At 59.9% G+C, this 24,985-nt stretch carries 15 protein-coding genes and 5 pseudogenes; 7 read left to right on the forward strand and 13 right to left on the reverse strand.

The annotated features are described in order from the left end of the window. Positions 1 to 324: pseudogene (locus tag DK871_RS28780) on the forward strand (IS4 family transposase); the annotation flags it as partial. 7 nt (positions 325 to 331) lie between these two features. Here the strand turns inward: DK871_RS28780 and DK871_RS20700 are convergent. After that, positions 332 to 562, reverse strand: coding sequence for a DUF6124 family protein (locus tag DK871_RS20700; RefSeq protein ID WP_218581485.1), 231 nt, complete (start codon positions 560 to 562; stop codon positions 332 to 334). Between the two features lie 458 nt (positions 563 to 1,020). On the opposite strand from DK871_RS20700, the pseudogene DK871_RS29765 reads away from it, so the two are divergent. Continuing rightward, a pseudogene (locus DK871_RS29765) lies at positions 1,021 to 1,125 on the forward strand (hypothetical protein); the annotation flags it as partial. A gap of 206 nt (positions 1,126 to 1,331) precedes the next feature. On the opposite strand, the gene DK871_RS20710 reads toward DK871_RS29765, so the two are convergent. Both DK871_RS20710 and DK871_RS20715 read right to left on the reverse strand, forming a co-directional pair. Beyond that, entirely contained in the window at positions 1,332 to 1,886 is a 555-nt protein-coding gene (locus DK871_RS20710; RefSeq protein WP_161906434.1) for a hypothetical protein, read from the reverse strand. Between the two features lie 80 nt (positions 1,887 to 1,966). Continuing rightward, positions 1,967 to 3,355: a lipid II-degrading bacteriocin gene (locus tag DK871_RS20715; RefSeq protein WP_056791376.1), complete on the reverse strand. Its 1,389-nt coding sequence runs from the start codon at positions 3,353 to 3,355 to the stop codon at positions 1,967 to 1,969. Between the two features lie 319 nt (positions 3,356 to 3,674). On the opposite strand from DK871_RS20715, the pseudogene DK871_RS20720 reads away from it, so the two are divergent. Further along, a pseudogene (locus tag DK871_RS20720) lies at positions 3,675 to 4,415 on the forward strand (helix-turn-helix transcriptional regulator). Positions 4,416 to 4,641: 226 nt separating this feature from the next. Here the strand turns inward: DK871_RS20720 and DK871_RS29275 are convergent. Then, complete coding sequence (locus tag DK871_RS29275; RefSeq protein WP_256677497.1) at positions 4,642 to 4,794, reverse strand: hypothetical protein; 153 nt, start codon at positions 4,792 to 4,794, stop codon at positions 4,642 to 4,644. 91 nt (positions 4,795 to 4,885) lie between these two features. On the opposite strand from DK871_RS29275, the pseudogene DK871_RS29280 reads away from it, so the two are divergent. The 3 genes and pseudogenes from DK871_RS29280 to DK871_RS20735 all read left to right on the forward strand — a co-directional run. Next, positions 4,886 to 5,395 (forward strand): annotated as a pseudogene (locus DK871_RS29280) (TolC family protein); the annotation flags it as partial. Positions 5,396 to 5,525: 130 nt separating this feature from the next. After that, positions 5,526 to 6,833 (forward strand): annotated as a pseudogene (locus DK871_RS20730) (DHA2 family efflux MFS transporter permease subunit); the annotation flags it as partial. An 86-nt stretch (positions 6,834 to 6,919) separates the two neighbouring features. After that, positions 6,920 to 7,381: an SRPBCC family protein gene (locus tag DK871_RS20735; RefSeq protein ID WP_161906435.1), complete on the forward strand. Its 462-nt coding sequence runs from the start codon at positions 6,920 to 6,922 to the stop codon at positions 7,379 to 7,381. A 121-nt stretch (positions 7,382 to 7,502) separates the two neighbouring features. On the opposite strand, the gene DK871_RS20740 is transcribed toward DK871_RS20735, so the two are convergent. Both DK871_RS20740 and DK871_RS20745 read right to left on the reverse strand, forming a co-directional pair. Next, positions 7,503 to 12,458 (reverse strand): hemagglutinin repeat-containing protein, encoded by a 4,956-nt coding sequence (locus tag DK871_RS20740; protein ID WP_161906436.1) that lies wholly within the window; start codon positions 12,456 to 12,458, stop codon positions 7,503 to 7,505. A 106-nt stretch (positions 12,459 to 12,564) separates the two neighbouring features. Next, a complete protein-coding gene (locus DK871_RS20745; RefSeq protein ID WP_161906437.1) occupies positions 12,565 to 14,280 on the reverse strand; it encodes a ShlB/FhaC/HecB family hemolysin secretion/activation protein in 1,716 nt (571 codons plus the stop codon). A 471-nt stretch (positions 14,281 to 14,751) separates the two neighbouring features. Here DK871_RS20745 and nadA point away from each other — a divergent pair, with 471 nt between their 5' ends. Beyond that, complete coding sequence (nadA, locus tag DK871_RS20750; protein WP_161906438.1) at positions 14,752 to 15,810, forward strand: quinolinate synthase NadA; 1,059 nt, start codon at positions 14,752 to 14,754, stop codon at positions 15,808 to 15,810. Positions 15,811 to 15,966: 156 nt separating this feature from the next. On the opposite strand, the gene DK871_RS20755 is transcribed toward nadA, so the two are convergent. The 7 genes from DK871_RS20755 to DK871_RS20785 form a co-directional block, all read right to left on the reverse strand. Continuing rightward, the gene (locus DK871_RS20755) at positions 15,967 to 16,455 is read right to left on the reverse strand and encodes an RDD family protein (protein ID WP_003193838.1); all 489 of its coding nucleotides are present in this window, start codon (positions 16,453 to 16,455) and stop codon (positions 15,967 to 15,969) included. Between the two features lie 95 nt (positions 16,456 to 16,550). Beyond that, a complete protein-coding gene (locus DK871_RS20760) occupies positions 16,551 to 16,763 on the reverse strand; it encodes a cold-shock protein (protein ID WP_027902257.1) in 213 nt (70 codons plus the stop codon). 393 nt (positions 16,764 to 17,156) lie between these two features. Then, positions 17,157 to 18,281, reverse strand: coding sequence for a glycine cleavage system aminomethyltransferase GcvT (gene gcvT / locus DK871_RS20765; protein ID WP_161906439.1), 1,125 nt, complete (start codon positions 18,279 to 18,281; stop codon positions 17,157 to 17,159). Between the two features lie 39 nt (positions 18,282 to 18,320). Continuing rightward, positions 18,321 to 19,697, reverse strand: a complete 1,377-nt coding sequence (locus DK871_RS20770) for an L-serine ammonia-lyase (RefSeq protein ID WP_161906440.1) — start codon at positions 19,695 to 19,697, stop codon at positions 18,321 to 18,323. A gap of 114 nt (positions 19,698 to 19,811) precedes the next feature. Next, positions 19,812 to 22,649 (reverse strand): aminomethyl-transferring glycine dehydrogenase, encoded by a 2,838-nt coding sequence (gcvP, locus tag DK871_RS20775; protein ID WP_161906441.1) that lies wholly within the window; start codon positions 22,647 to 22,649, stop codon positions 19,812 to 19,814. Between the two features lie 10 nt (positions 22,650 to 22,659). Then, complete coding sequence (gene gcvH, locus DK871_RS20780) at positions 22,660 to 23,043, reverse strand: glycine cleavage system protein GcvH (RefSeq protein ID WP_014719698.1); 384 nt, start codon at positions 23,041 to 23,043, stop codon at positions 22,660 to 22,662. A gap of 404 nt (positions 23,044 to 23,447) precedes the next feature. Beyond that, positions 23,448 to 24,956 carry a sigma-54-dependent transcriptional regulator gene (locus DK871_RS20785; protein WP_161906442.1) on the reverse strand — a complete coding sequence of 503 codons (1,509 nt, stop codon included), beginning with the start codon at positions 24,954 to 24,956 and terminating at the stop codon, positions 23,448 to 23,450. Positions 24,957 to 24,985: the final 29 nt, after the last annotated feature.

A 24,985-nucleotide genomic window follows, 5' to 3' on the forward strand; every position in this document is an offset into this window, starting at 1 on the left:
TGGGTGTATCTGCTAGCGCATAATTTGATTCGGATGATCATGGCCCAATCAGCGCTGTTAGCGGATTGTTTGCCACGTGAGCTTAGCTTTAAACATAGCCTCCAATTATGCCTTGCGATGCAGCAGTACGGTGCCGACGAACAAGACGATGGGGTACCGAATTTACTCAGGTTGATCGCCAGGAAACGTGTCGGAAACCGGCCGGGACGGATTGAGCCTCGCGCCATAAAACGAAGGCCCAAGCCTTACCCGATGCTGATGCAGGCGCGCTCGGCGGCTAGGGCCGAGGTCAGGAGAAATGGACACCCGAAGAAGGTTAAGTAAGTGCCATTCAAATCTGTCCCCTTTTTTTGTTTACTAAAAGGTGCGCGCTTTCGATTAACTGGGCCAACCCGAAGGTTTGAAGCCGCTGTGATCCGCTTGAGGAAAACGCCTGTTCATTAGCCATGGCTGACGCCGAGGCCAAAAGCTCACTTGCATTCACTAACGCTTCTTCGGAGCTCAAGTCTGGCCTTACATTGAAAACGCTGGTAGGCAAATCATCATTCACTTGTGTTTTCATGAGCGACACTCCCATGTACCACACATTGAATTAGCGTTGACGGCAGAGGGCGAAAAACCCATCACGGTTTTTACTTCAATCTCTCGACAGTTTCGATTTGTAGAAGACATCCACTCGATCCTCAGACAGTTAAGGGACCACCACCTTCGTTGCGACACGAGTGGGTGGTGGACCGTGCGAGGGTCGCAAACCGGTGTCCGAGGGTACCGGCCGGGCAAAAGCCCGCCTCACACGGCCCACCATAGATGCGGTAAGCAGGCATAAAAAAGCGCCTGCTACAGAGCTATGGCGCTACCGCGCCTCAGACTACTTCAGGTTGCGACACCCGGCCACAGGATTTACTGCGACGGCGAATCCTAGCCAAGTTACTTCCTATGGCTCAACCTCGTCAGGTCGTGGGAAAAGTCCGAAGCTCGGGAATACGGCATTACGTCTTCAAAAATGATTCAAACAAGAACTCCCTCAACCTGCAACTGGGCGTGTCGCTGACCGCCGAACAAGTCGCGGCACTGACCCACGACATCGTGTGGATGGAGGAAGCCGAGGTCAACGGCCAGAAAGTCTACCCGCTGACTTTTAAATTGTCGCTCGTCGACCAGGTCGAAAAAGGTGAGCTGAGTTATAAAGAGGCTCAGGAACGCTATGGTATCCAAATGGCAGAACTGGCCGCAGATGTATCTGTTGATATTTAAGTTTTTGGCAAGGCCTTTTAGAGACAGTGAATGAGTCCCTGTAAAATAAAATAGTTTTTTTGCATAAGGGCGTGAAGCTAAAGTCCTTTATTTCTATTTATCAATATTTTTGGTATGTATAGGAGTGTGAAATATAAAATCAAAGTAATGAAGTAGGTAATGAATAGCATGCCCGAGGAAAAAAGCGCATAGGTAAGTATGTTTTTCCCGAATAACCCCCATTTCAAATTGTGAGCGGCTAGGTCGTGCGGGTAAAAATAGCTCACGGATACAATCATGTAGATAAAGCACAATAAAACTACTGAGCTGAATAGATATTTGGTGATTGTCATGGTTGCATATTGATCAGCATCGATGACCATCCCCTTGCGTACCTTCAAGAAAAAGATTGCCGCAAATATCGGGCCGAGCAAGCCAATGTAGTTTGTTATGACCTTGGAGCTGAAAGGGAAGTTAGACGACCAAAACCCTACCAGACCGAGCAGGTAGGTGTTTATGAAACTTTCAATCCTTGTGAAGGGCGCGGATGTAGCGTTTGCAGGAAAGAAAAAAGCTATGAGAAATATAGGTGCCATGGTTAGTGCAATGAACAAATAGGGCAGCGGTATGGATTGTTTGATTTTTTTGTTCATTTTTTGGAGTCCTGATGTACGATTTTTAATGCTAACACGCTTGGGTCCGGACAAGGCTCGGCCTGCCCGGACCCTTTGTTTTAGTTAAGAATCATGTTGTTGATCTCATCGACCTTGGCAGCATCAAAATAGGCAGCCGTTGCTGCCATCATCAAGGCAACCACGACGACTCCTGCGGCAGCCGACGCAAAAACGGGGAAAAAGAACGCCATGCTGGTGGCGACCAAAATTCCCGCACCGGTGCCGACCGCCATTGCTTCAAGCTCAAGCATGAGAGGCTTCCAGTCGCCGGTTTGAAAACCGGAGACGGTTTTTTCTCGGATGGCTTCTGCTTGTACTACTTTACCGACTACACCGAATGCTTTCCCCAAACGGGTGATGTTATCCGCGAACGTCGCTTTATCCAGAGCATTTAGCGCATCGACTACTGCTTGCGTGTCCAACGCATTCAATTTCATTCTGGGGTTGGCGCTGACTTTCTCAAAGGTGGCCATTGCCTCTGCATAACTTCTGATTTTCTTGCCAGAGATTTCAGCTTGCATGTCTTGGGCGACTTTGCTCAAGTTGGCACCATATTTTTGAAGCATGTGTTCATTGGCAGTCGATACGAAGCTGACAGCATCTGTATAGGCAGCCTTTTCGTCGGGTGTGAGTTCTTTTGTAACGGTAACTGCGGTTTCGCCTTTTATCACAACCTCAAAGGGCATAGCGCCATGAGCGTCCAGTACGCTTTGAAGCGTGTTAGCAGCCGCTTCGCCGATGGCCGCTTTAAAACCGGCAGGCATCGAATCGTACGTGTGGTTGGCTGCGGACACGGAGCCGGTAAATTGATAACTACCGTCCGGACTCTTATTGAGGGTGCCTTGCAAGGTCAGGGAAAGATTGTCTATCCATGTTGCAAGCTGCCAGGACGTAGCGTCTGGGGTAAAAGGAATGTTGCCAATGGAAATCGGCGACGTTCCAATTGGCGCTGTGGCTAGAACATCATTGAACACAGCACTTGAGATGCCCGGTGAGTTCAGCCCGAACAGGTTGATTGAGGTCTCGGTTGGAGTGCCTTTGCCATAAAGAAAATGTCCAACGGCTGCGACCGGAGTCAGGTCACCGCCCGATAGGCCTGGGGAGGAGGTTACGCCACCTGAATGGAAATATTGCTGGGCGTAATTGAGACCATGACCAGAAGTCAGACCCGGATTAAAGTAAAGGTAGCTGTCTGCAAACGGCACCGATTGCAAGTCATGGACGATCCCTGGCGCTGGCCCACCGGTCATCCCCCAAGTGACCTGCTCGTTGGCGATTTTGATTAGCATCTCGCGCCATAGCCCTTGGCGATAATAAGCAAAGCGTTCCAGCATCTGCCCTTGGAACACAACTGCCGGGTTCGGCGCAGGAAACGGCAGGCCTCCTGGATTGGCCGGGTAACCAGGCTCGGTGGCCGTGACGACGATTGGTGGAAGAACGATAGTCATGAGTCGATATCCTTATCGATATATATTTCGGTCAATGGTTGGGAATTACCCCTCTGATTCGGCCTCGCCGCGCTGCTCGTTGGTAGCGAATAATCGGCATAAGATGAAGCCTGCCAATACTGTGTATCCGTACAGTTTTATTTGCAAGGCGATTATATGCATTTATGCATTTTTCTGATGTGCGGTTTATTTTCCGTGCTCACGAACGCCCCGCGTACCCGGCGGTTTGTCCTAAAAAGGAGGAACGATACGATGCTCACAGCCTCTTCCTGCAATTTCCGACACTCACGACGAGCGAACGCTGCGGTGGCCTCCTGAGATGAACGCGCATACCCCCTTGGCAGCCCTCGCCGGTAACTATCTTCACGGCGACATCGTGCCTGCCCATCGACATGACGAGGGCCAATTGGTCTATGCCATCAACGGTGTGATGCTGGTGTCGGTGCAGCAGGCGACCTGGGTGTTGCCTTCCGGGCACGCCCTGTGGGTGCCACCGGCAATCGAGCATCAGATCCGTATGACCGGCGAGGTGCGTATGCGCACTTTGTTGATCTCGCCGGGGGCGCACGGTCGGTTGGCGCAGGCGTGTGAGGTGATCAGGGTTTCGCCCTTGCTGCGCGAGCTGATTGTGGCTGCGGGCGATGAGCATGGCAGCCAGGCGGTGTCGTTGCGTCATGTGCAGATTGTCGAGCTGATTTTCTCGGAGCTTGACCGCGCGCAGCGGGTGTTGGCGCATGTGCCGATTCCGGATGAGCCACGGCTAAAGGCGTTGTGCGCGGACTTTATCGACAACCCTTCCCAAGAGTCGAAACTGGAGTGTTGGGCGGCGCAACTGAATATGAGTTCGCGCACCTAGGCGCGGTTGTTTCAGAAAGAGCTGGGCATGAGTTATGGCGAGTGGCGCAAGCGCACGCGGTTGCTGCTCAGCATGCAGCGGCTGGCCAGTGGTGCCTCCATTTTGGAGGTGGCCTTGGAGCACGGTTACCAAAGCCCGAGTGCATTTACCGCGATGTTCAAGCGCACCCTGGGTTACACCCCGAGTCACTGTCGACTGGTCTGACTTGAGTCGGCGACAGGCTTCCCTTCTAGTCTCGGTCCAAATGTGGGGGCTTGCCCATGCCCGTGTAGGAGCGAGCTTGCTCGCGAAAAACCTGAGAGCGCTGCGTTATCGTTGACGTTTTTCGCGAGCAAGCTCGCTCCTACAGACCTGCACTTTGTCCCAATCAAAACGATGGTTGTCCAGAACTCGGGAGATGCGCACCCCGTTGCGCTTTTACCCTGCGTTTCTACTTGGCTTTCTGGATTTCTTCGATGGGTTCGCCTTCTTTTTTCCCACGGCATGGCCGTCTCTCGCTGCTCGGTGTGGCGGTGGCGTTGTTGGCAGGGTGTTCGTCGTGGATCGCCCATACACCGGCACAGCCACATCCGGAACGCATCAATGCCCTGAGTCGCCTGCCGCAAGGCGTGTCGGCCCAAGCATTGCCCGAGCGTTGGTGGCAGCTGTACAACGATCCGCAACTTGATGCGCTGGTGCAAAAGGCGTTGTTGCACAACCGCGACCTGGCAGCGGCCCAGGCCCATGTGCAGGCGATGCTGGCCGGCATCATGCAGGCCGATGCCGAGCGCTGGCCGTCTACCCAGGCGTCATTGGGCGCCGCTTACGGCAAGACCGCCGATGACCAGACTCTGGCCAAAGCCACCGACAGCCATGCGCCTTCAGAATGGGCGTTCAACCCAGGCTTCGAACTGGCTTATCAAGTGGATGTCTGGGGCCAGGTTCAGCGCACCATTGAACGGGCTCAGGTGCAAGCCGCGGCGGCGCAGGCTGCCGAAGATTTGCTGCGCATCACAGTCGCGGCCCAAACCACTCGCGCCTACGTGAATGCCTGCGCGCTGGGTGCGCGTGCCAAGGTCCAGCGCCACTCGCTGGAAGTGGTCGGGCGCAGCCTGGCATTGATTGATCGTCAGCGTCAGGCCGGTGTGGTGACCGACCTTGAATACAGCCGCATGCACGCCCTGCAAGGCGAAACCCAGGCGCTGTTGCCAATGCTGGAGGCGCGTCGACAAGCCGCGTTGTACGAGCTGGCAATGCTCACCGGCGTGGCTGATCTGGACCAGGGCACTGGCGCCGCGACTTGTGAAGGGGTGCCCCAACTCAATGCCGAGTTGCCGGTGGGTGATGGCTGGCTCGTTTGTGTTTCTGGTGGCGTCGATTGCCTGCTCCTGGGCGCCCAACCTGCAAGTGATGATCATCATTCGGGTGATCCAGGGCGCTGCGGGCGCAGTGCTGATCCCCTTGTCATTCCAGTTGATCATCACCGAGCTACCGCCCAGCAAGGTCGCGATGGGCATGGCCTTGTTCGCGCTGTCCAACAGCGTCGCCCAGGCCGCCGGGCCGTCCATTGGCGGCTGGCTGACCGATGCCTATTCCTGGCGCTGGATCTTTTACCTGCAGCTGGCTCCCGGCATTCTCTTGCTGCTGGCGGTGGCATGGTCGATCGATGCCAAACCCATGCAGTTGAGCCTGCTCAAACGCGGCGACTGGGGCGGGATCATCGCCATGATCGTCGGCCTGGGTGGCTTGCAGATCGTGCTGGAAGAGGGCGGCCGCAAGGACTGGTTCGGCTCCGATTTCATTGTGTGGATGTCACTGATTGCCGGTGTTGCCCTGGTGTACTTCGTGCTGTCGCAGTTGTATGGCAGCCGCTCCTTCATCAACCTGCGCCTGCTCAAGCGCTACAACTTCGGCGTGGCCAGCGCAGCGATGTTTATCTTCGGCGCGGCCACCTTCGGCCTGGTGTTCCTGGTGCCCAATTACCTGTCCCAATTGCAGGGCTACAACGCTCGGGAGATTGGCATCAGCCTGATCGCCTACGGCATGGTGCAACTGGTACTGGCGCCGTTCATACCGCGCCTGATGCAGTGGCTCAACCCGAAACTGATGGTCGCCAGTGGCTTTTTCATCATGGCCCTGGGGTGCTATCTCGGCGCGCACCTGGACGTGGACAGTGCCGCCAACGTGATTATTCCGTCCACCGTGGTACGGGGCATCGGCCAGCCGCTGATCATGGTGGCGCTTTCCGTACTGGCGGTGTCTGGCCTGGCCAAGGACGAAGCCGGCTCGGCCTCGGCCTTGTTCTCCATGCTGCGTAACCTGGGGGGCGCCGTGGGCACGGCAGGTCTGACGCAGATTGTGGCTATGCGCGAGCGCTTTCACTCTGAGCGGGTAGGGGAGTCGATCACGCTGTTTTCCCCGTCCTTGCAGGAACGCCTGCACGCCAGCATGGCTGACAGCGGGGCTTTCATCTTCAACCCGCTATTACCCGCTCAACAGCAGGTGATCGACGGCTTGATCCACACCGTGCGGCGCGAGGCGTACCTGATGGCCTACAGCGATGCGTTCTACGTGGCCTGTGTCGCGTTGATTGTGTGCGGTGTCGCGGCCCTGGCATTACGGCAGTCAGCCAAAAACGCATAACCACGCCAAGCAGGTGTTGAATGTGTACAGCTCACTGCGTTGGGTAGGAGCCCACTATCCGCCCCTCGGAAAAAAGGAGCTCTCTCATGCAACAACCCAATACTCTGGTCCGCAACCCGGTGGGCAGCCCCGTCGTCGCCAGCGTCAGCGTGAACGGCGATGCTCGCAGTGTGTGGAATGTGGTCGGCGATTTCGCCGGTTTTGCGAAGTTTATTCCTGCGTTGTCCCATATCGAAATGACCGGCGAGGGCGTGCGTTCGGTGCGCAAGAAGTTGTTCAAGGACGGCAATGTGGTGATTGAGCAACTCAACAGCCATGACGACCAAGCCATGACCATGACCTGGTCGCTGATTTACACCTCACTGAACATTGGCAACCTGTGGGCGCTGATGGAGGTGGTGCCACAAGGCCCGACCCAGAGCCTGGCGACCTGGACCATCATTGGCCAGCCCTACACGGGCGGCAAGGAAGACGTACCGGCGTTCGAAGCCTTCCTGCAAGGCTTTGCCGATGATGCGATGAAGAACGTACAGGCGCTCTTCAACTGATGTGTAGGAGCGAGCTTGCTCGCGAAAAACCAGAGGACGCCGCGTACTTTCAGCATGCCAGCGTCATCGTTGACGTTCTTCGCGAGCAAGCTCGCTCCTACAGTGGGGTGGGCATTACCCTTTAGTTGATGGCCTGATCAATCCCCGCCTGCAAGGCCTGGCTTTCACTGTGCCCACCCGCGCGCAGCGGGCCCAGGTTGAAGGCTTGGTCCTTGCGCGTGGCGTCGTCGTGTTTCTGGGTCAGTTCGTCCTTGGCACCCAGGGCCAGGTTGACCGGTGACTTCGAAACGTTCAGCCCGACATCGGCACGGTAGTCGCTGCCGGCCAGTGTGGTTGCGGTCACCTTGGAGCCACCCAGCTCGACCTTGCCATTGGGCGCACTGATCCGCGCGCCCGTGAGCTGCGTATCACCCTTGACCTGCAGGTTGACGCCCTGGCTTGCGCGAATGCCTGACGCCTGGGTGACGCTGTCTTTGACCACATGACTGACATCCAGATACAAGGTCGGCGTGTAGCTGGTGTTGCCGCTCTTGTCACCGAACAACACGTTCTCGGCAGTATTGGCCACCGTGCTGCCGGTGGTGTCTTTGCCACTGACGGTGTAGCTGTCGCTGGTTTTTGGCCAGACCTTATCCTTGAAGCCAGACAAGCGCGTGCCCAGGGCATCGGTCTTGTCTGCCAGGTAAGCCTTGGCCTTGTCCACGCGAGTGCCGAAGGCGCCACGGGGCTCTGGGTTCACGTCGTAGCTGCCACTGCGGGTGAGTTTTTCGCCCAGGCGCTCCTTGGCATTGACCACGCTGTTGACCACGCTGTCCTTGGCCGAAGCCAGGTGCCCGGTGCCCTTGTCGACGACGTTCTCCAGCTTGTCGCGATGCTTGTCGAACGCGCCTTCAGCCTTGGCTTGTACCTTGTCCTTGAGCGGGCCGGTGGTTTTGGCCAGTTTATCGACCACCCCCGGCTGGTTCTTCTCGACATCCAGCCTGGCGTCGACATTCACCTGGGTGCTGTTGACGTGGTCCTTACGGCTTTCGACGACGAGGTCGCCGCCCACCGTGCCGTGCACCTTGTCGGCGTCGATACGCGCTCCGGCCAGATGGGTATCGCCGGCACTGTTGAGGGTGACGTCACCCGCTGTGATCAGGCTGTTGTGCTGGGTGGTGCCTTGCAGGTGATCCACATCGACCGTGGCCCGCGCATTGATGCCGCGCTGGGTTTTGGGTGTCTCATGTTCACCGACGTCGGCCAAGGTGGTTTTGCCGATGCTGGCGCCTGCGCCCAGGGTGACGCCCCAGTTGTTATGGGTTTGGGTCGATTGTGCGGACTCTTGCAGGATGCCGCCGTTTTGCGCGTCCAGGCTAACGCTGGCTGCGCTGACCTGAGTGCCCTGCAAGTGGATGGCATCGGTTGCCTCAGCACCGCTGGTGAGGCTGACCTTGCCTGTGCTGTGCAACTGCCCGACGATGGCGCTCTGGTCGTTTTCCGCCACTTTGCCGATGTTGAAATTGGCGCTGAGGCTGCCGGTCTTGCTGCTGCTTTCGGCGCTGCTGGTCTTGCCGGCACCGAGGGTCAGGCCGCCGCCCAGGTTGCTGCCGTTGCTGACGTGGCTGTCGGTGGCGGCTTGCAGGTCCAGCTTGCCACCGGCATTGAGGCTGATATCGCCAGCCTTCGCGCCCGTGCTGCCGATCTGCGTGCCCTGCAGGGTCATGTCAGCGCCGCTGCTGAGCTGTACGGGGCCGCTGCCCTGAATCGTGGCGACACGGGCCTGGCTGTCCTGGGTATCCAGGCGCTTGTTATCCAGCTGCACGCCGGCACCGAGGTTGACGTTGCTGCCATTGGCGCCGGGCGCGGTGCCCACCGTCAGTGAGCCGTTGCCGCGCAGCGTGCTGCTGTTTTTGCTCTGGGTGTTGGTGGCCTGATTGAGCGCCAGCTCACCGCCGGCCTTGAGGTTGACCCCGGCCTGGCCGCCGTCGAACTGGCTGCCTTCATAACGGGCATCGCCCTTGGCCTCGATGCTCACGCCTTGGCTGGCCACATAGCTGCCGACCACCGCCGTGCTGGTGGACTCGCGCACATCGCTGCTGCCGCCCAGGCCGCTGCCGCGCACATTCACGTCTTCACCGGTGGTGGTATAGACCCGCACGCCAGCCTTGGCGTCCACGCCTTGCTCGCTGCTGCTGTGGGTGTTGGCCGCTGCCGTGGCAAGGTGCTCGCCCGCCTTGATGTTCAGGCCGCCCTCGGTGGCGCGGTACTGGGTGCCCTCGTCCTGCAACGTGCCGGCTGCATTGACCTGTACCGTGGCGCCACTGAACTGGCTGACCACGGCGGTGCTGTCCTGCGTTGTACCGGTTTTGTTCGTGTGGCCGACTTCCACATCCAGGCCGACATTGGGTTGCTCGAACGCGTCCAGCAAACCGGGCTGATGAAACTTGGCCTGGGCCACGCCCTCGACGGCTTTTTCGATCGGGCGGGTAATGCCTTTGTATTCCACATTGGCGCCAACATCGGCGGTCCAGCCGTTTTCCTTGTGGGTGCTGGTCTCGGTGGAATGGGCAGCCTGGTTGTTGATCTGGCCCGCGTTGACCTGCAGCTCGGCGCCGGCCTTGGCCTGTGCACCCTCGCTGGTGAAGGTGTCGCCAGCGTTGATGGTCAGCTTGCCGGTCGCGGCCACGGTGCTGGTGTGCGCGGTGGTTTTTTCAGCGGTGTCTTGGCTGCTTTGGTGGCTGAACTGCGCGCCACTGCCTGCGCGATCGATGCCGCCGGTGTAGTAGAAACTGCCGCCGCTGGTGGTTTTGTCGACGGCTTCGGTGCGCTTGTCGTGGGCGGCCAACAGCTCGACGTTCTTGCCGCTGACGGTGGCATCGCCTGCGGTTGCCTTGAGGCCCGAACCCTGGATGCTCACATCGCCACCGGCCTTCACCACGACACTGCCGCCCTTGAGGCTGGAAGCCTGCTGCTCGGTGGTGTCGGTCGTGCGGGTTTGCTGCTGGTCTTCATAGCTCAACCCCGCACGGTACTGGCGGCTGACACCCTCGGTTTCCTTGGCGTAGCCATCGAAGCCGCGAGTATGGGTGCCGGTGGTGTCATGGGTGGTGTTCTCGGCGGCAACGACCTTGACATCGCCTTTGGCATCCGCCTGCAGTTCACCGCCAGCCGACACCTGGGAGCCACTGACGCGGATGTCCTGGGCACTTTGCAGCTTGAGGTTGCTGTCCGAGCGCAGGTCGCTGGCAACCACGGTGCTGTCCTTGAGGTTCTTGCGGCTTTCATCCTTGGAGATGCCGAAGAACTTGCTGTCGTTGCTGTAGCGGTTGTCGTGGGAGGTGTCCTGCACGCCGTCGATCACCAGCGAGCCTTTGTCGCTGATGACACTGGCCTGCTTGCCGCCACGGGCCTGGCTGCCGCTGATGCGCACGTCGTCGGCCTTGACGATCAGCTTGCCGTCGGCGTTGACCTTGCTACCGGTGTTCAAGGTCTTGCCTTGGTTGCCGTCGCCGTTCTTGCCGAAGAAGCTGCCACCGGTGAGGTCGCCGGAGTAGGCGTTGTCGCGGCTGCTTTGGGTACGGCTGGCGCTGGTGATTTCCACGTGCCGGGCGGCCAGTTGAATATCGCCGGGGGTTTTCAGCTCGGCGCCTTGCAATTGCAGCTTCTGTTGGCTGGTCAGCTCCAGTGCCTTTCCGGCCTTGAGGCTGCTGGTGATGCTGCGTTGTTCGCTGCTGGACCGATCCCAGTTGGCTTTCCACAGGTGCTTGCGATGGTTGCCTTGGTCGTGGGTTTCATGGGTTTCGGTGGCGGCGTTAACGTGCAGGTCGGCGCCGCTGTCGACGCGCAGGGTGTTGCCCGCTTCCACATGGCTGGCTTTGATCTCGGTGTTGGCGCCGGAAGACAGCGCCGCATCCTGTTGCGCCACGACCTGGTTGCCGTGCTGGCGCGAGTCTTTGTCGGTGGTGGTGCGGTCGTAGGTTTCGTAGGTGAACAGGAAGTTGCTGTTGTTCCACTGCTCACGCTTTTCCTGGAGCTTGCGGCTTTCCAGGCTGCTGAGGGTCAGGTTGCGGCTGGCGTCGAGTTTGACGTTGCGCCCGCTGACGTCGGTGGCGGCCAGGTTCAAATCCTTGGCGCTGTGCAAGTCGATATCGCCCTGGCGGCTGTGCACGCCAGCGCGGGTGGCGTCGAGGCTGTCCGCACGCACTTGGCCGCTGATATCGAGGTCGCCTGCCGAACTGATCTTCACCCCGTCAGTGCCTTGCACCTGCACGCCACCCACGCGCACTCCGGCGCCGTCGGCGGTGCTGATGATGTTGATGCGCCCGGCCTGCATGGCGCCGAACAGGCGGGCGTCGATGCGTTGGTCCTGGGTCTTGCTGGCCGGGTCCACCTGGCGCACTTGCCCGCTGGCGAAGTCGACCTGATTGCGGCCCACCGTGAGGTTCAGTTGATCGCGAGCGCTAAGGCGACCTTCGCTGTCGATACGCGGCGCGATCAGGTTGATGGAGCCTTCACGGTTTTGCAGGCCCTGGCCTTGCACTGTCAGTTGGCCGTTGGCATCGCGGGTGCTCAAGGCTTGCAGCTTGCCGTCGTTGAGTTCAGGGCGGCCCACCACTAGGTTGGCATTGGGCGTGTTGATGAAGCTGCCGCCATTCACCGAAATGCCGTTAGGGTTGGCCAGCACGTAATCGGCCGCCTGGCCGAAAATCTCCTGGGCGCCGTTGAGGGTCGAGGCGTTGCGGCTGATCACTTCATTGAGGATCACGCTCGCCGCCTGGCCCTGGAACTGCGGGTTGGCCGCCAGCTGCCCGGCAAGTTGGGATTGGCCGGCCTGCAAGGCGTTGTTCAACACCACACCCTGGCGGTCGACGTTGTAGTCCAAAAACTGGTTATGGGACAGGCCACCGGCATTCGGCGCGACGATGTTGACGATGGGCACGCCACCCTGGTTTTGCAGCTGCGGCGTGCCGCCAGGGCCTTCGACGACGGTCAAGCCTGCGGCGAGCGCGAGCTGCGGCAGCAGGAACAGGCTGGCAATGGCCCAGCGCAGTTTGCCCTGGGGTGAAAGGTGGAAGCTGTGTGGAGTAGTCGGCATAAATAATCTCGCTCTGTGTTGGCTGATCCACAACGCGCGTTGTGCGTTGCAACGCTGCTGGGGTGGTCAGGTACGGCGGTGACTCAGGCTAAAAACGGGTGTGGGCTCATATCTGCACGCTAAGGCGCGTCAGCCAGACCTCCGGCTCCTGGCGAAAACCTGTGGGGGTGTTGAGGTTGCGTTGGTAATCGACGTCGAGCTGCACGTTCTTCCAGCTCAGGTTGAGCCCTGCGCTGGCGCCGCTCAGGCGTTGGCTCTGGGCGCCGTGTTCGTGCTTGACCCAGCCGTTGTCCAGGCCCAGGCGCGGGGTGAGTTTCACCGGCAAGTCAGTGTTGAGCGGCAGGCGCAAGGTGTTGCGCCATATGGCGCCAATGGCACCGGAACTACTGTTTTCGCGGTAGCCGCGCACGGCCGAGTCATCGGTAATCAGCAGTTGTTCGATGGCGGGCAATGCATCCGGGCTGTACTGCACCGACAGCTGGCTTTGCCATTGCCACGGTCGTGCTGCCCATTGGCCGTTGCGCCATTGGGTGAGGTTGGCGCGGTACTTGTGGAACTGCGCCTTGGGCCGGTTTTTCTGCACTTGGTCGGCATCGCGATCGGCGCCGAACCAGGTCAGGCCCTGGGCGTAGTTGACGTCCAGGTTCCACACCGCGCTGTTGAGCCAGAACAGGTTCAGGCCCGCTTCGGCCACAGTCAGCGTCGGGCTCTGGATATCCAGGTGTACCTTCTGCAGGTAGCTGTCGACGTCTTTGTAGGCCAGTTGCAGGTTGGCGCTCAGTTGGTGGCCCTGGTCGCGCCACAGCACGCGGTCGCTGCGCAGGCTGACTTGATCGGTGCGGCCACTGTTGTAAAACGTGGTGCGGCTGAGCTTGAACGGCGAGCGGTATTCGGCATGGCTGGCGAACAGGCTGTAGGTCCAGTAACCGTAGGGGATGGAATAAAACAGGCTGTGGCTGCGGCTGTAGCGCGGCCCATGGTTGAGCGTGTCGCTGAAGCTCAGGTTGAGCGAGTCGTTTATTTGCAGCGGGCTGTCCAGGCTCAAGTTGATGGCATTGCGATCACGCCCGGTGCCGGCGCTGCCGAGGTTATCCACCCCCAGGCCCAGGGCCCAGCGTGAGGCACTGCTGCGCGAGCGCAGGATGATGCGCGACGCGCCCGCTGTGCTGCCTGGGGCGATGTCGGCGGTGAGGTCCACCGAGCGCAGGCGGTTGAGCTGGTCCAGGCCCTGTTCCAGGTCTCGCAGGTTCAGGGGTTTGCCGAGCATCTCGGGGAATGCCCCGCCTAATGAAACGGGCAGGCTCTGGTCGGCCAGTTCGATGGCTTCCAGGTAGCCTTCTTCGACGTGAATATCCAGCGGTTGCCCGGCGGCGGGCGCACTGATCAGGTAGGGGCGGCTGGCGATATAACCGGCCTCGACATACAGCCGGGTAATCTCGGCCAGCAGGCGGTTGATCTGGATGACGCCCATGCAAGGCGCCACGTAGGGCTCGATATGTTTGTCCAGCTCGGCACGGCTGAACAGCGTGACTCCGGCCAGGCGCGTACCGCTCAAGGGCCAGCAGCGTTCGTCCTTGGCGATGTCCGTTGGCAGGGCGGGTGTGGCCGCGGGTGTACCAAAGCTGCCACGTTGCATCTGGCGTTGACGCTGCTCCAGTTGTAATTGCTGCAGGTCGCGTTGCTGTTGTTGCTGCAAGCGCAGGGCTTCCTGGCCTGGCTGCGGCGCCTCGGCGCCAGCCACGGGCAGCGCCCACAAGCAGAGCAGGGCGATGCCCAGGTTCCGGGTACAACACAAGTGTCCGGTTGAGAGCAGATTTGGCACTCGACATCCTTAACGTAGAAATACACACGATCCATTCCGTCTGAGCCAGCGTTGAACTCAGCGGTAATTGCCCTACTTGAGTGAGTGGTCGACGGTTTGTTACATCGTTGTAGGATTTATTACACAAGACGTAAGAAAAATCGCGTAATTCAGTGCATAAATGCACAAATTTAGTGCGTGCCGGGGAGAGGGGGCCTGATATTCCTGATTTTTCAGAGGCGGGAGAGGGGAAGGGACGGTTTTGATTGTTGTGCGGGTTTCACCTAATCGGGGTGTCACGTCCAGGGATTGAGCAATTGTTGGGTCACCAGATTAGGCTTTTGAATCCATTGGATATTCTGTAGCCTTGCGCAGCTTTAAGCTTTACCCGTGCTTGATGAACAAAAACACTTCGTCCGGCGGCGCCCGAAGGGCTCCGGAGCCGGTGGTACACTCGACTTTCGCGCTACTGCGCCTGCAGGTCTTGCGAACATGACGCACATTTCCGAACGCCTACTGGTTCAAGCTCACCTGGATGCCAAGCAGCCCAAGGTGCTCAGCGCTGCCGAAGAGGCGAGCCTGCGAACCGCCATTGCCGCCGAGCTCAAGGCTCAGGACGCGGTGCTGGTTGCCCACTTTTATTGCGACCCGGTGATTCAGGCCCTGGCCGAAGAAACCGGTGGCTGTGTTTCCGACTCCCTGGAGATGGCGCGCTTTGGCGCCGCCCACCCGGCCAAGACCGTACTGGTTGCCGGCGTGCGCTTCATGGGCGAGACCGCCAAGATCCTCACCCCGGAAAAACGCATCCTGATGCCGACCCTGGAAGCCACCTGCTCCCTGGACCTGGGTTGCCCGGTGGATGAGTTTTCTGCGTTCTGCGATCAGCACCCCGAGCGCACCGTGGTGGTGTACGCCAACACCTCGGCAGCCGTCAAAGCCCGGGCGGATTGGGTGGTGACTTCCAGCTGCGCGCTGGAAATCGTCGAAAGCCTGATGGACAACGGCGAGACCATTATCTGGGGCCCGGACAAACACCTGGGCACCTACATCCAGCGCCAGACCGGTGCCGACATGCTGCTGTGGGACGGTGCCTGCATCGTCCACGAAGAGTTCAAGTCCAAGCAGCTTGAAGACATGAAAGCGCTGTACCCGGATGCGGCGATCCTGGTGCACCCGGAGTCACCGACCTCGGTGATCGAACTGGCGGACGCAGTGGGTTCCACCAGCCAACTGATCGCTGCGGCGCAACGCTTGCCGAACAAGACCTTTATCGTCGCCACCGACCGCGGCATCTTCTACAAGATGCAGCAGCTGTGCCCGGACAAAGTCTTCGTCGAAGCACCTACCGCCGGTAACGGTGCAGCCTGCCGCAGTTGCGCGCACTGCCCGTGGATGGCGATGAACACGCTGGAGCGTACGTTGCAGTGTTTGCGTGAGGGCAGCAATGAGATCTTCGTGGAACCGACGGTGATTCCGCAGGCGGTACGGCCGCTCAAGCGCATGCTCGACTTTACCCAGGCTGCACGGTTGAAACTGGCCGGCAACGCCTGAACACAAATCAAAATGTGGGAACTGGCTTGCCTGCTGTAGGAGCGAGCTTGCTCGCGAAAAACGTCAACGATAACGCGTGCTTGCGGAATGAACGCGGCGCCTTTGAATTTTTCGCGAGCAAGCTCGCTCCTACAGTTGATCTGTGATGCGCTTGAGTTACTTCTTTGGCTTCGGGATCCGCACCAGTTGCGTATCCGAATAGATGTCATGCCAGCTGCGTTTGTGTTTATCGAACAACGACCAGATAAACCCCAACCCCACACACAGCCATGACGCTATCGACACCACAAAACGCAGCAGTGCCTGCCACAGGCTGATCCGCGAGCCGTCAGCGTTTTGCACGCGCACGCCCCATACCTGCATGCCCAGGGTTTGCCCCGAATGGGTCCAGAATTTGGCGAAGAACCCGAACAGCACGAACAGCAGGATCGTCGACAGCAACGGGTCACCGTCCAGCGCGCCGGATTCGGTGAGTGTGCGCATCTTCGCTTCGCCCACGAAGGCGATCCACACCAGCTTGTAGATAAACGCGGTGACGATCAGCAAGGCGGTGCACAACAGGAAGTCGTAGAACATCGCTGCCAGGCGGCGGCCCAGGCCAACGGCGGGGAATTCGCCCTGGGGGCTCAACAGGGGTTTGGACATGGCAGGGCTCTCTGGAGAAAGCACGCAGTTTACGCAATGGCGCCCATAAAAAAGCCCCTGATGTCATATCAGGGGCTTTTTGTCGCAGGTACGGATCAGGCTTCTGCTTGGACTTCGTCAGCCTGCATGCCTTTCTGGCCCTGCACAGCAACGAAAGTCACTTTCTGGCCTTCCTTCAGGCTTTTGAAGCCATTGCCTTGAATGGCGCGGAAATGCACGAACAGATCCGGGCCGCTTTCAGGGGTGATAAAACCAAAGCCTTTTTCGTCGTTGAACCACTTGACGGTACCGCTCTGACGCTCAGCCATTTTCTTCTTTCCTTTGACGCTAAAAATTAATGACAGCCCCTTTCACACGAAAGAGTACTGGGCTGGGTTGCAGGAAAGTTAAGAGACGTCGAACGGGTTGTAGCAACTACTTCAGCTACTGCCCAGGTCCAGGTTCCAAGCGACCCATGCAAACACAGTGGGCAAACTCTACGCCAACTAAGATGAAAAAAACAAGCCCTGGGGGAGGCCTTGATTTTACTGGGTCTCATGACACTTTGTTGAATGTTCTGGTACCGGCTTATTCGATAGAGTTGCTCACTTGTTATAGAGCGTTAGCTATAAAAAAGCCTATCGTGAGTGCACTGTTTTATGGCGGTTGCGTTACAGTTTAGTGCGCGTTAACGCAACCGCGTTACTTATAGAAACAGTCAATCAGCCGCGGTAGTAACGTTGCGGAACGAATGGCATTTTACTTACACGCAGTGGCACCTTTTTCCCACGGACCATTGCGCAAACTTCGGTATCCAATGCGACAAATGCGCTGTCCAGGTAACCCATCGCCAGCGGGCCGCCCAAGGTGGGGCCAAAGCCGCCGCTGCAGACGCTGCCGATCAGGGTGCCCTGGGCATCGACGATTTCTGCGCCTTCACGCACCGGGGTACGCTCCTGCGGCAGCAGGCCTACGCGTTTGCGCGCCACACCGGTTTGCTGCTGAGTGAAGATGCGGTCGGCACCAGGGAAGCCGCCGGCCCGTGCGCCATCGGCACGCCGAGCCTTGGAAATCGCCCACAGCAGGCTGGCTTCGATTGGCGTGGTGTCGGTGTCCATGTCGTGGCCGTACAAACACAGGCCGGCTTCCAGGCGTAGCGAATCGCGAGCGCCCAGGCCGATGGCCTGCACTTCGGTTTCGGCCAGCAGGCTGCGGGCCAGGCTCTCGGCATTGGCCGCCGGCACGGAAATTTCAAAGCCGTCTTCACCGGTGTAGCCGGAGCGGCTGACGTAGCAGTCCACGCCCAGCAAACGCAGGGTGGCGAATTGCATGAAGGTCATCTGGGTGACTTCAGGGGCCAGGCGCGCCAAAACCTTCACCGCTGCCGGGCCTTGCAGGGCCAACAGGGCGCGTTCTTCGAACAGCGGTTCGATGGTGCATTGGTCGCCGATATGTGTGCGCAGGTGCGCCAGGTCCTGGTCCTTGCAGGCGGCGTTGACCACCAGGAACAGCTCGTCGTTACCCAGGTTGGCGACCATCAGGTCGTCGAGGATGCCGCCTTGCTCATTGGTGAACATCGCATAGCGCTGCATGCCCACCGGCAGGTCGATTATGTCCACAGGTACCAGGGTTTCCAGGGCCTTGGCGGCATTCGCGCCGGTGAGGCGGATCTGGCCCATGTGTGAAACGTCGAACAACCCGGCCTGTTCACGGGTGTGCAGGTGTTCTTTCATCACGCCCAAGGGGTACTGCACCGGCATGTCGTAGCCGGCGAAGGGCACCATGCGTGCGCCCAGTTCCAGGTGCAAGGCATGCAATGGGGTTTTCAACAGGGTTTCGGTGGACATATTCAGCTCCTGAAAAACGTGCCGACGCGCTTGTGGGCGTCAGCATTCGATAATGTTGACCGCCAAACCGCCACGGGCGGTTTCCTTGTATTTGCTTTTCATGTCGGCGCCAGTCTGGCGCATGGTGCGGATGACCTTGTCGAGGGACACAAAGTGCTGCCCGTCGCCACGCAGGGCCATGCGCACGGCATTGATCGCCTTTACCGAGCCCATGGCATTGCGCTCGATGCACGGCACCTGCACCAGCCCGCCAATCGGGTCGCAGGTCAGGCCTAGGTTGTGTTCCATGCCGATCTCGGCGGCGTTTTCCACTTGGGACACGCTGCCGCCCAGCACTTCGCAGAGTGCGCCTGCGGCCATGGAACAGGCCACGCCGACTTCGCCTTGGCACCCTACTTCGGCACCTGAGATCGAGGCGTTTTCCTTGTACAAAATGCCGATGGCGGCGGCGGTGAGCAAAAAGCGCACCACGCCGTCTTCATTCGCGCCGGGGATAAAACGCATGTAGTAATGCAGCACGGCGGGAATGATCCCGGCCGCACCGTTGGTGGGCGCGGTGACCACGCGCCCGCCATTGGCGTTTTCTTCGTTGACTGCCAGCGCATACAGGTTGACCCAATCGAGTACCGACAGCGGGTCGCGCAGGGCCGATTCCGGGTTCTTGCACAACTGCCGGTGCAAGGCCGCTGCCCGGCGCTTGACCTTCAAGCCTCCGGGCAAGATGCCTTCGTTGCGACAGCCGGCATCGACGCAGTCCTGCATGACCTGCCAGATCTTCAACAACCCGCTGCGGGTTTCGGCTTCGGGGCGCCAGGCGCTTTCATTGGTCAGCATCACCTGGCTGATAGACAGGCCATAGGTGGTGCAATGGCCAAGCAAGTCCTTGGCGTGTTTGAACGGGAAGGTCAGGGGTGTGGCGTCTTCGACAATACGGTCGGCGCCCGCCGCGTCTTCATCCACCACGAAACCGCCACCGACCGAGTAATACTCGCGGCTGCGGATCTGGATGCCGGCGGCGTCAAAGGCACGAAAAATCATGCCGTTGGGATGATAGGCAAGGGGCTTGCGAATCATCGCCAGGTGTTCTTTCTCGTTGAACGCAATGCTGTGTTCGCCGAGCAGGTTGAGGCGCCCGTCACTGCGCATCTGCGCCAGGCGTGCAACCACGGTTTCGGTATTCACGGTGTCCGGGTGTTCGCCTTCCAGGCCCAGCAACACAGCCTTGTCGCTGCCGTGGCCTTTGCCGGTGGCGCCCAGCGACCCGTAGAGTTCCACCTTGATGCCGGTGGTGGCCTCCAGCAGGTTGTCACGCTTGAGCCCCTCGACGAATCGAGCGGCGGCACGCATCGGGCCGACGGTGTGGGAACTGGAGGGGCCGATGCCAATCTTGAACAGGTCGAACACGCTAAGGGACATGGTTGTTCTCCGGTTTCTTGTTATAGGAGCAGCGGCAAGCTCCAAGCCACAAGCTGCAAGAAAGAGCCATTCGGCTTTTAACTTGCAGCTTGTAGCTTGCCGCTTACAACTGCTTTAGGCATAAAGCTCGATCGAAGGGCACGCACACACAAGGTTGCGATCACCAAACACGTTGTCGACCCGGCCAACCGGCGGCCAGTACTTGCCTTCGATCAACGACGCCACCGGGTACACCGCTTGTTCACGGCTGTAAGGGTGGCTCCATTCGCCCACCAGTTCCGCTGCCGTGTGCGGCGCGTTCTTGAGGGGGTTGTCGTCTTTGTCGAGGGTGCCGTTTTCCACCGCGCGGATTTCTTCGCGGATGGCGATCATGGCGTCGCAGAAGCGGTCCAGTTCTTCCTTGGATTCACTTTCGGTCGGCTCGATCATCAAGGTGCCGGCCACCGGGAATGACATGGTCGGCGCGTGGAAACCAAAGTCGATCAGGCGCTTGGCCACGTCGTCCACGCTGATGCCGCTGCTGTCTTTCAACGGGCGCAGGTCCAGGATGCATTCGTGGGCCACCAGGCCGTTGCTGCCGGTGTACAGCACCGGGTAGTGCTCTTCCAGGCGGCGGGAAATGTAGTTGGCATTCAGGATCGCCAACTGCGACGCACGCTTGAGGCCGGCGCCACCCATCATGCTGATGTACATCCAGGTGATCGGCAAAATGCTCGCGCTGCCGAACGGCGCGGCGCACACCGCGCCTTCCTTGCGTTCCATGGCGGCATGGCCGGGCAGGAACGGTGTGAGGTGCGACTTGACGCCAATCGGGCCAACGCCCGGGCCGCCACCGCCGTGGGGGATGCAGAAGGTTTTGTGCAGGTTCAGGTGGGACACATCGCCGCCGAACTTGCCCGGTGCGCACAGGCCGACCATGGCGTTCATGTTGGCGCCGTCGATGTACACCTGGCCGCCGTTGTCGTGAATGATCCCGCAGATTTCGCGGATACCTTCCTCGAACACGCCGTGGGTGGACGGGTAAGTGATCATCAGTGCGGCGAGGTGCTCGCGGTGCTCGATGGCCTTGGCGCGCAGGTCTTCGATGTCTACGTTGCCGCGTGCATCGCAAGCAGTGACCACCACGCGCATGCCGGCCATGTTGGCGGTGGCCGGGTTGGTACCGTGGGCCGACGACGGGATCAGGCAGATGTCGCGACGTTCTTCGCCACGGCTCTGGTGATAGGCGCGGATCGCCAAGAGGCCGGCGTATTCACCCTGGGAACCGGCGTTTGGTTGCAGGGAGATTGCGTCGTAACCGGTGGCCGCGCAGAGCATGGCTTCCAGTTCGCGGGTCAGTTGCTGGTAGCCGGCGCTTTGCGCGGCAGGGGCGAACGGGTGCAGGGCACCGAACTCGGCCCAGGTCACCGGGATCATTTCGCTGGCGGCGTTGAGCTTCATGGTGCACGAGCCCAGCGGGATCATGGTGCGGTCCAGGGCCAGGTCTTTGTCGGCCAGCTTGCGCAGGTAGCGCATCAGCTCGGTTTCCGAGTGATAGCGGTTGAACACCGGGTGGCTGAGGATCGGCGACTGGCGCAGCAATGCGCTCGGCAGGGTGCTGTCGGTGGCAGCAAAGGCAGGCAGGGTTTTGCCGTCGGCGAAGATGGCCCACAAGGCTTGGATATCGGCCTGGGTGGTGGTTTCGTCGACCGACAGGCCAACGCGTGCGTCATCTACCACACGCAGGTTGATGCGCTGGGCGCGGGCCTTGTCGTGCAGGGCAGCGGTGTGGGCGCCGGTGTGGATTGTCAGGGTGTCGAAGAAGTGTGCCTGCTCGACGTTCTGGCCCAGGGCCGTCAAGCCCTTGGCCAGGATCGCGGTCAACTGGTGAATGCGCTGGGCAATCTGGGTCAGGCCTTTGGGGCCGTGGTACACGGCGTACATGCTGGCGATGTTGGCTAGCAGCACTTGGGCGGTGCAGATGTTGCTGGTGGCTTTCTCGCGGCGGATATGTTGCTCGCGGGTCTGCATGGCCAGGCGCAGGGCCGGCTTGCCGAAGCGGTCGACGGAAACACCGACCAGACGGCCTGGCATATCGCGCTTGAACGCATCCTTGGTGGAGAAGTACGCCGCGTGTGGGCCACCGAAGCCCAGTGGCACGCCAAAGCGTTGTGCGCTGCCAATGGCCACGTCGGCGCCGAATTCGCCCGGCGGCGTCAGCAGGGTCAGGGCCATCAGGTCGGCGGCCACGGCGACCAGTGCGTTGGCGGCGTGGAAGCGTTCGGTCAGTTCGCGGTAGTCGAACACGTCGCCGTTGCTGGCCGGGTATTGCAGCAGGGCGCCGAAGAACGGGCTGACATCGGTCAGTTCGCGCTCATCGCCCACCACCACATCGATGCCCAGTGGCTCGGCACGGGTGCGCAGCACGTCGAGGGTTTGCGGGTGGCTGTGCACCGACGCGAAGAACGCGTGGCTGCCTTTGTTTTTGCTCAGGCGCTTGCAGAAGGTCATGGCTTCAGCGGCGGCGGTGGCTTCGTCGAGCAGGGAGGCGTTGGCGATCGGCAGGCCGGTGAGGTCGCTGATCAGGGTCTGAAAGTTCAGCAGGGCTTCCAGGCGGCCTTGGGAAATCTCCGGCTGGTAGGGCGTGTAGGCGGTGTACCAGGCCGGGTTTTCCAACAGGTTGCGCAGGATTGGCGACGGCGTGTGGCAGTTGTAGTAGCCCTGGCCGATGTAGGTCTTGAACAGTTGGTTCTGGCTGGCGATGGCCTTGATCTTGGCCAGGGCCTCGGCTTCGCTCAAGCCGTCTTCCAGGCCGAGCACGCTGGTGCCCTTGATGCTTTCCGGGATCACGCTGGCGCTCAGCGCTTCGAGGGAATCAAACCCCAGGCTGGCGAGCATCTGCTGCTCATCTTCCTGGCGCGGGCCGATGTGGCGGGCGATGAATTCGTTGGCGGTGGTCAGATTAACGGTCATGGCGCGCTCCTCAAGCTTCAGCGTTGGCTTTGATCAGACGGTCGTACGCATCCTGATCCAACAGCTTAGCCACTGCATCGGCATCGGCGGGTTTAAAGCGGAAGAACCAGCCTTCGCCCATCGGGTCTTCGTTGACCAGTTCCGGGCTGCCATCGAGCTTGTCGTTGACTTCCAGGACTTCACCGTCCAACGGCATGTACACACCGCTGGCGGCCTTGACCGACTCGACGGTGGAGGCTTCGGCGCCCTTGGTATAAGCCTGCAACTCCGGCAGTTGCACGAAAACCACATCACCCAGCGCGTTCTGCGCAAACGCGGTGATACCCACGGTGACGCTGCCATCGGCTTCGGCGCGCAGCCATTCGTGATCTTCAGTGAAACGCAACTCGCTCATGGAAACTCCTCAGGGCCAGAATCGTCTGGTGGACGGGATTGGAATAATGGGGAGTTGCTTAGCAATATTGCGGCCAACGTTATTAAATCGTTATAGATCAATGGGTTAATAAATTTCGCGAGAAGGTTGGTTGAGTACGCTGTAGTGATTTCGCTACAGTTGGGCGCAGGAAAAAAAGCCTATGCGGATCAAAGCCTTGCATGGCGCGCAAAAAACAGGGTTGTAGCGATATCGTTACGCTGTAGCGCTTTCAGTACACTGAATGTCGTTCTCAGACCAAATACCCACTGTAGGAGCGAGCTTGCTCGCGAAAATCGTCAACGATGACGCGGGAAGCCTGGATGAACCTAGCGCCCTCGGGTTTTTCGCGAGCAAGCTCGCTCCTACAGTGGAGAGAACATTGCTCAGGGTTTGTTGGGAATGCCGTATTTGCGCAGGCGGTGGGCGATCGCCGTGTGGGAGGTTTGCAAGCGGCTGGCCAGTTGGCGGGTCGAGGGGTAGCGGCTGTAGAGGCTTTCCAGCAGGCTGCGCTCGAAATCTTCCACGGCCTGTTCCAGGCTGTCGACTTCACCATCGTTCTGGCGCGCCACGGAGGTGCCAGCGATGTCCAGGTCGCCGATGTCCACCAGGCTGCTTTCGCAGATGGCGGCAGCGCGGAAGATCACGTTTTGCAACTGCCGCACGTTGCCCGGCCAATGGTTGCCCAGCAGGGCTGGATAGGTACCCGGTGCCAGGCGGCAGACCGGGCGCTGGATCTGCGCGCACGCTTGTTGCATGAAGTAGCGCGCCAGCAGCAGGATGTCCTGGCCGCGTTCACGCAAGGGCGGTACGGCGACATTGAGCACGTTGAGGCGGTAGAACAAGTCTTCGCGAAAAGTGCCTTCGCTGACCATCTTTTCCAGGTCGCGGTGAGTGGCGCTGAGGATGCGCACATTGACCTTCACTTCGCGGTCGCCGCCCACGCGACGAAAGCTGCCGTCATTCAGAAAACGCAGCAGTTTGGCTTGCAGGTACGGGGACATCTCACCGATCTCATCGAGGAACACCGTGCCCTGGTTGGCCAGCTCCATCAGCCCCGGTTTGCCACCGCGTTGCGCGCCGGTAAAGGCGCCAGGCGCATAGCCGAACAATTCGCTTTCGGCGAGGTTTTCCGGCAGCGCCGCGCAGTTCAGTGCCAGAAACGGCGCACTGTGACGCGTACTGATGGCGTGGCAGGCGCGGGCCACCAGTTCTTTGCCGGTACCGGTTTCGCCCTGGATCAGCAGCGGTGCATCCAGCGCCGCCACCCGCTGCGCCCGCGCTTTGAGCGTGCGGATCGCCGGGGATTCGCCCAGCAGTGCATCAAACCCTTCGGCGTGGTCATGGTGCAGCGCCGACAGTTGTTCGCCGATGCGGTTGGGCTGGTAAAGGGTGAGCAGGGCGCCAGCGTCGGTGATCGGCGTGGCGCCCAGCAGCAAGGTCTGGCCGTTCACGCTGATCTCGCGCAGCGGCAATCGAAAGCCTTGCTCTAGCAGGGTCTCCAGCAATGCCGGATCATCGAACAGCTCGGCGATGCTTTCGCCGGCCGGTTCACGGCCGTACAAGGCGATCAATGCCGGGTTGGCCAGCAGGATCTTGCCAGCGCTGTCCAGCGCCAGCACCGGGTCGGTCATGGCCGCCAGCAGGGCGTCGAGTTGCAAGTGGCGACGCTGGCCGGGAAGAATGTCGACCACCTTCACCGCCTGCACGCCGTGCACGCTGAACAACGCGTCGCGCAGTTCTTCGAGCACTTCGGGGCTGAGGGTCGGCGCGTCGATATAGACGTTGGGCGGCACCATCTCCACCGCATCCAGATTGAGATTGCGCCCACCGAGCAAGGCCAGGACTTCCTGGGTGATGCCGACGCGGTCGATGAAGCTGACGTGGATACGCATGGGGCGGATCTTGATCTGGAATGCTGAGG

This window comes from Pseudomonas sp. L13 (genome assembly GCF_009935965.1).
Classification (GTDB): domain Bacteria; phylum Pseudomonadota; class Gammaproteobacteria; order Pseudomonadales; family Pseudomonadaceae; genus Aquipseudomonas; species Aquipseudomonas lactis.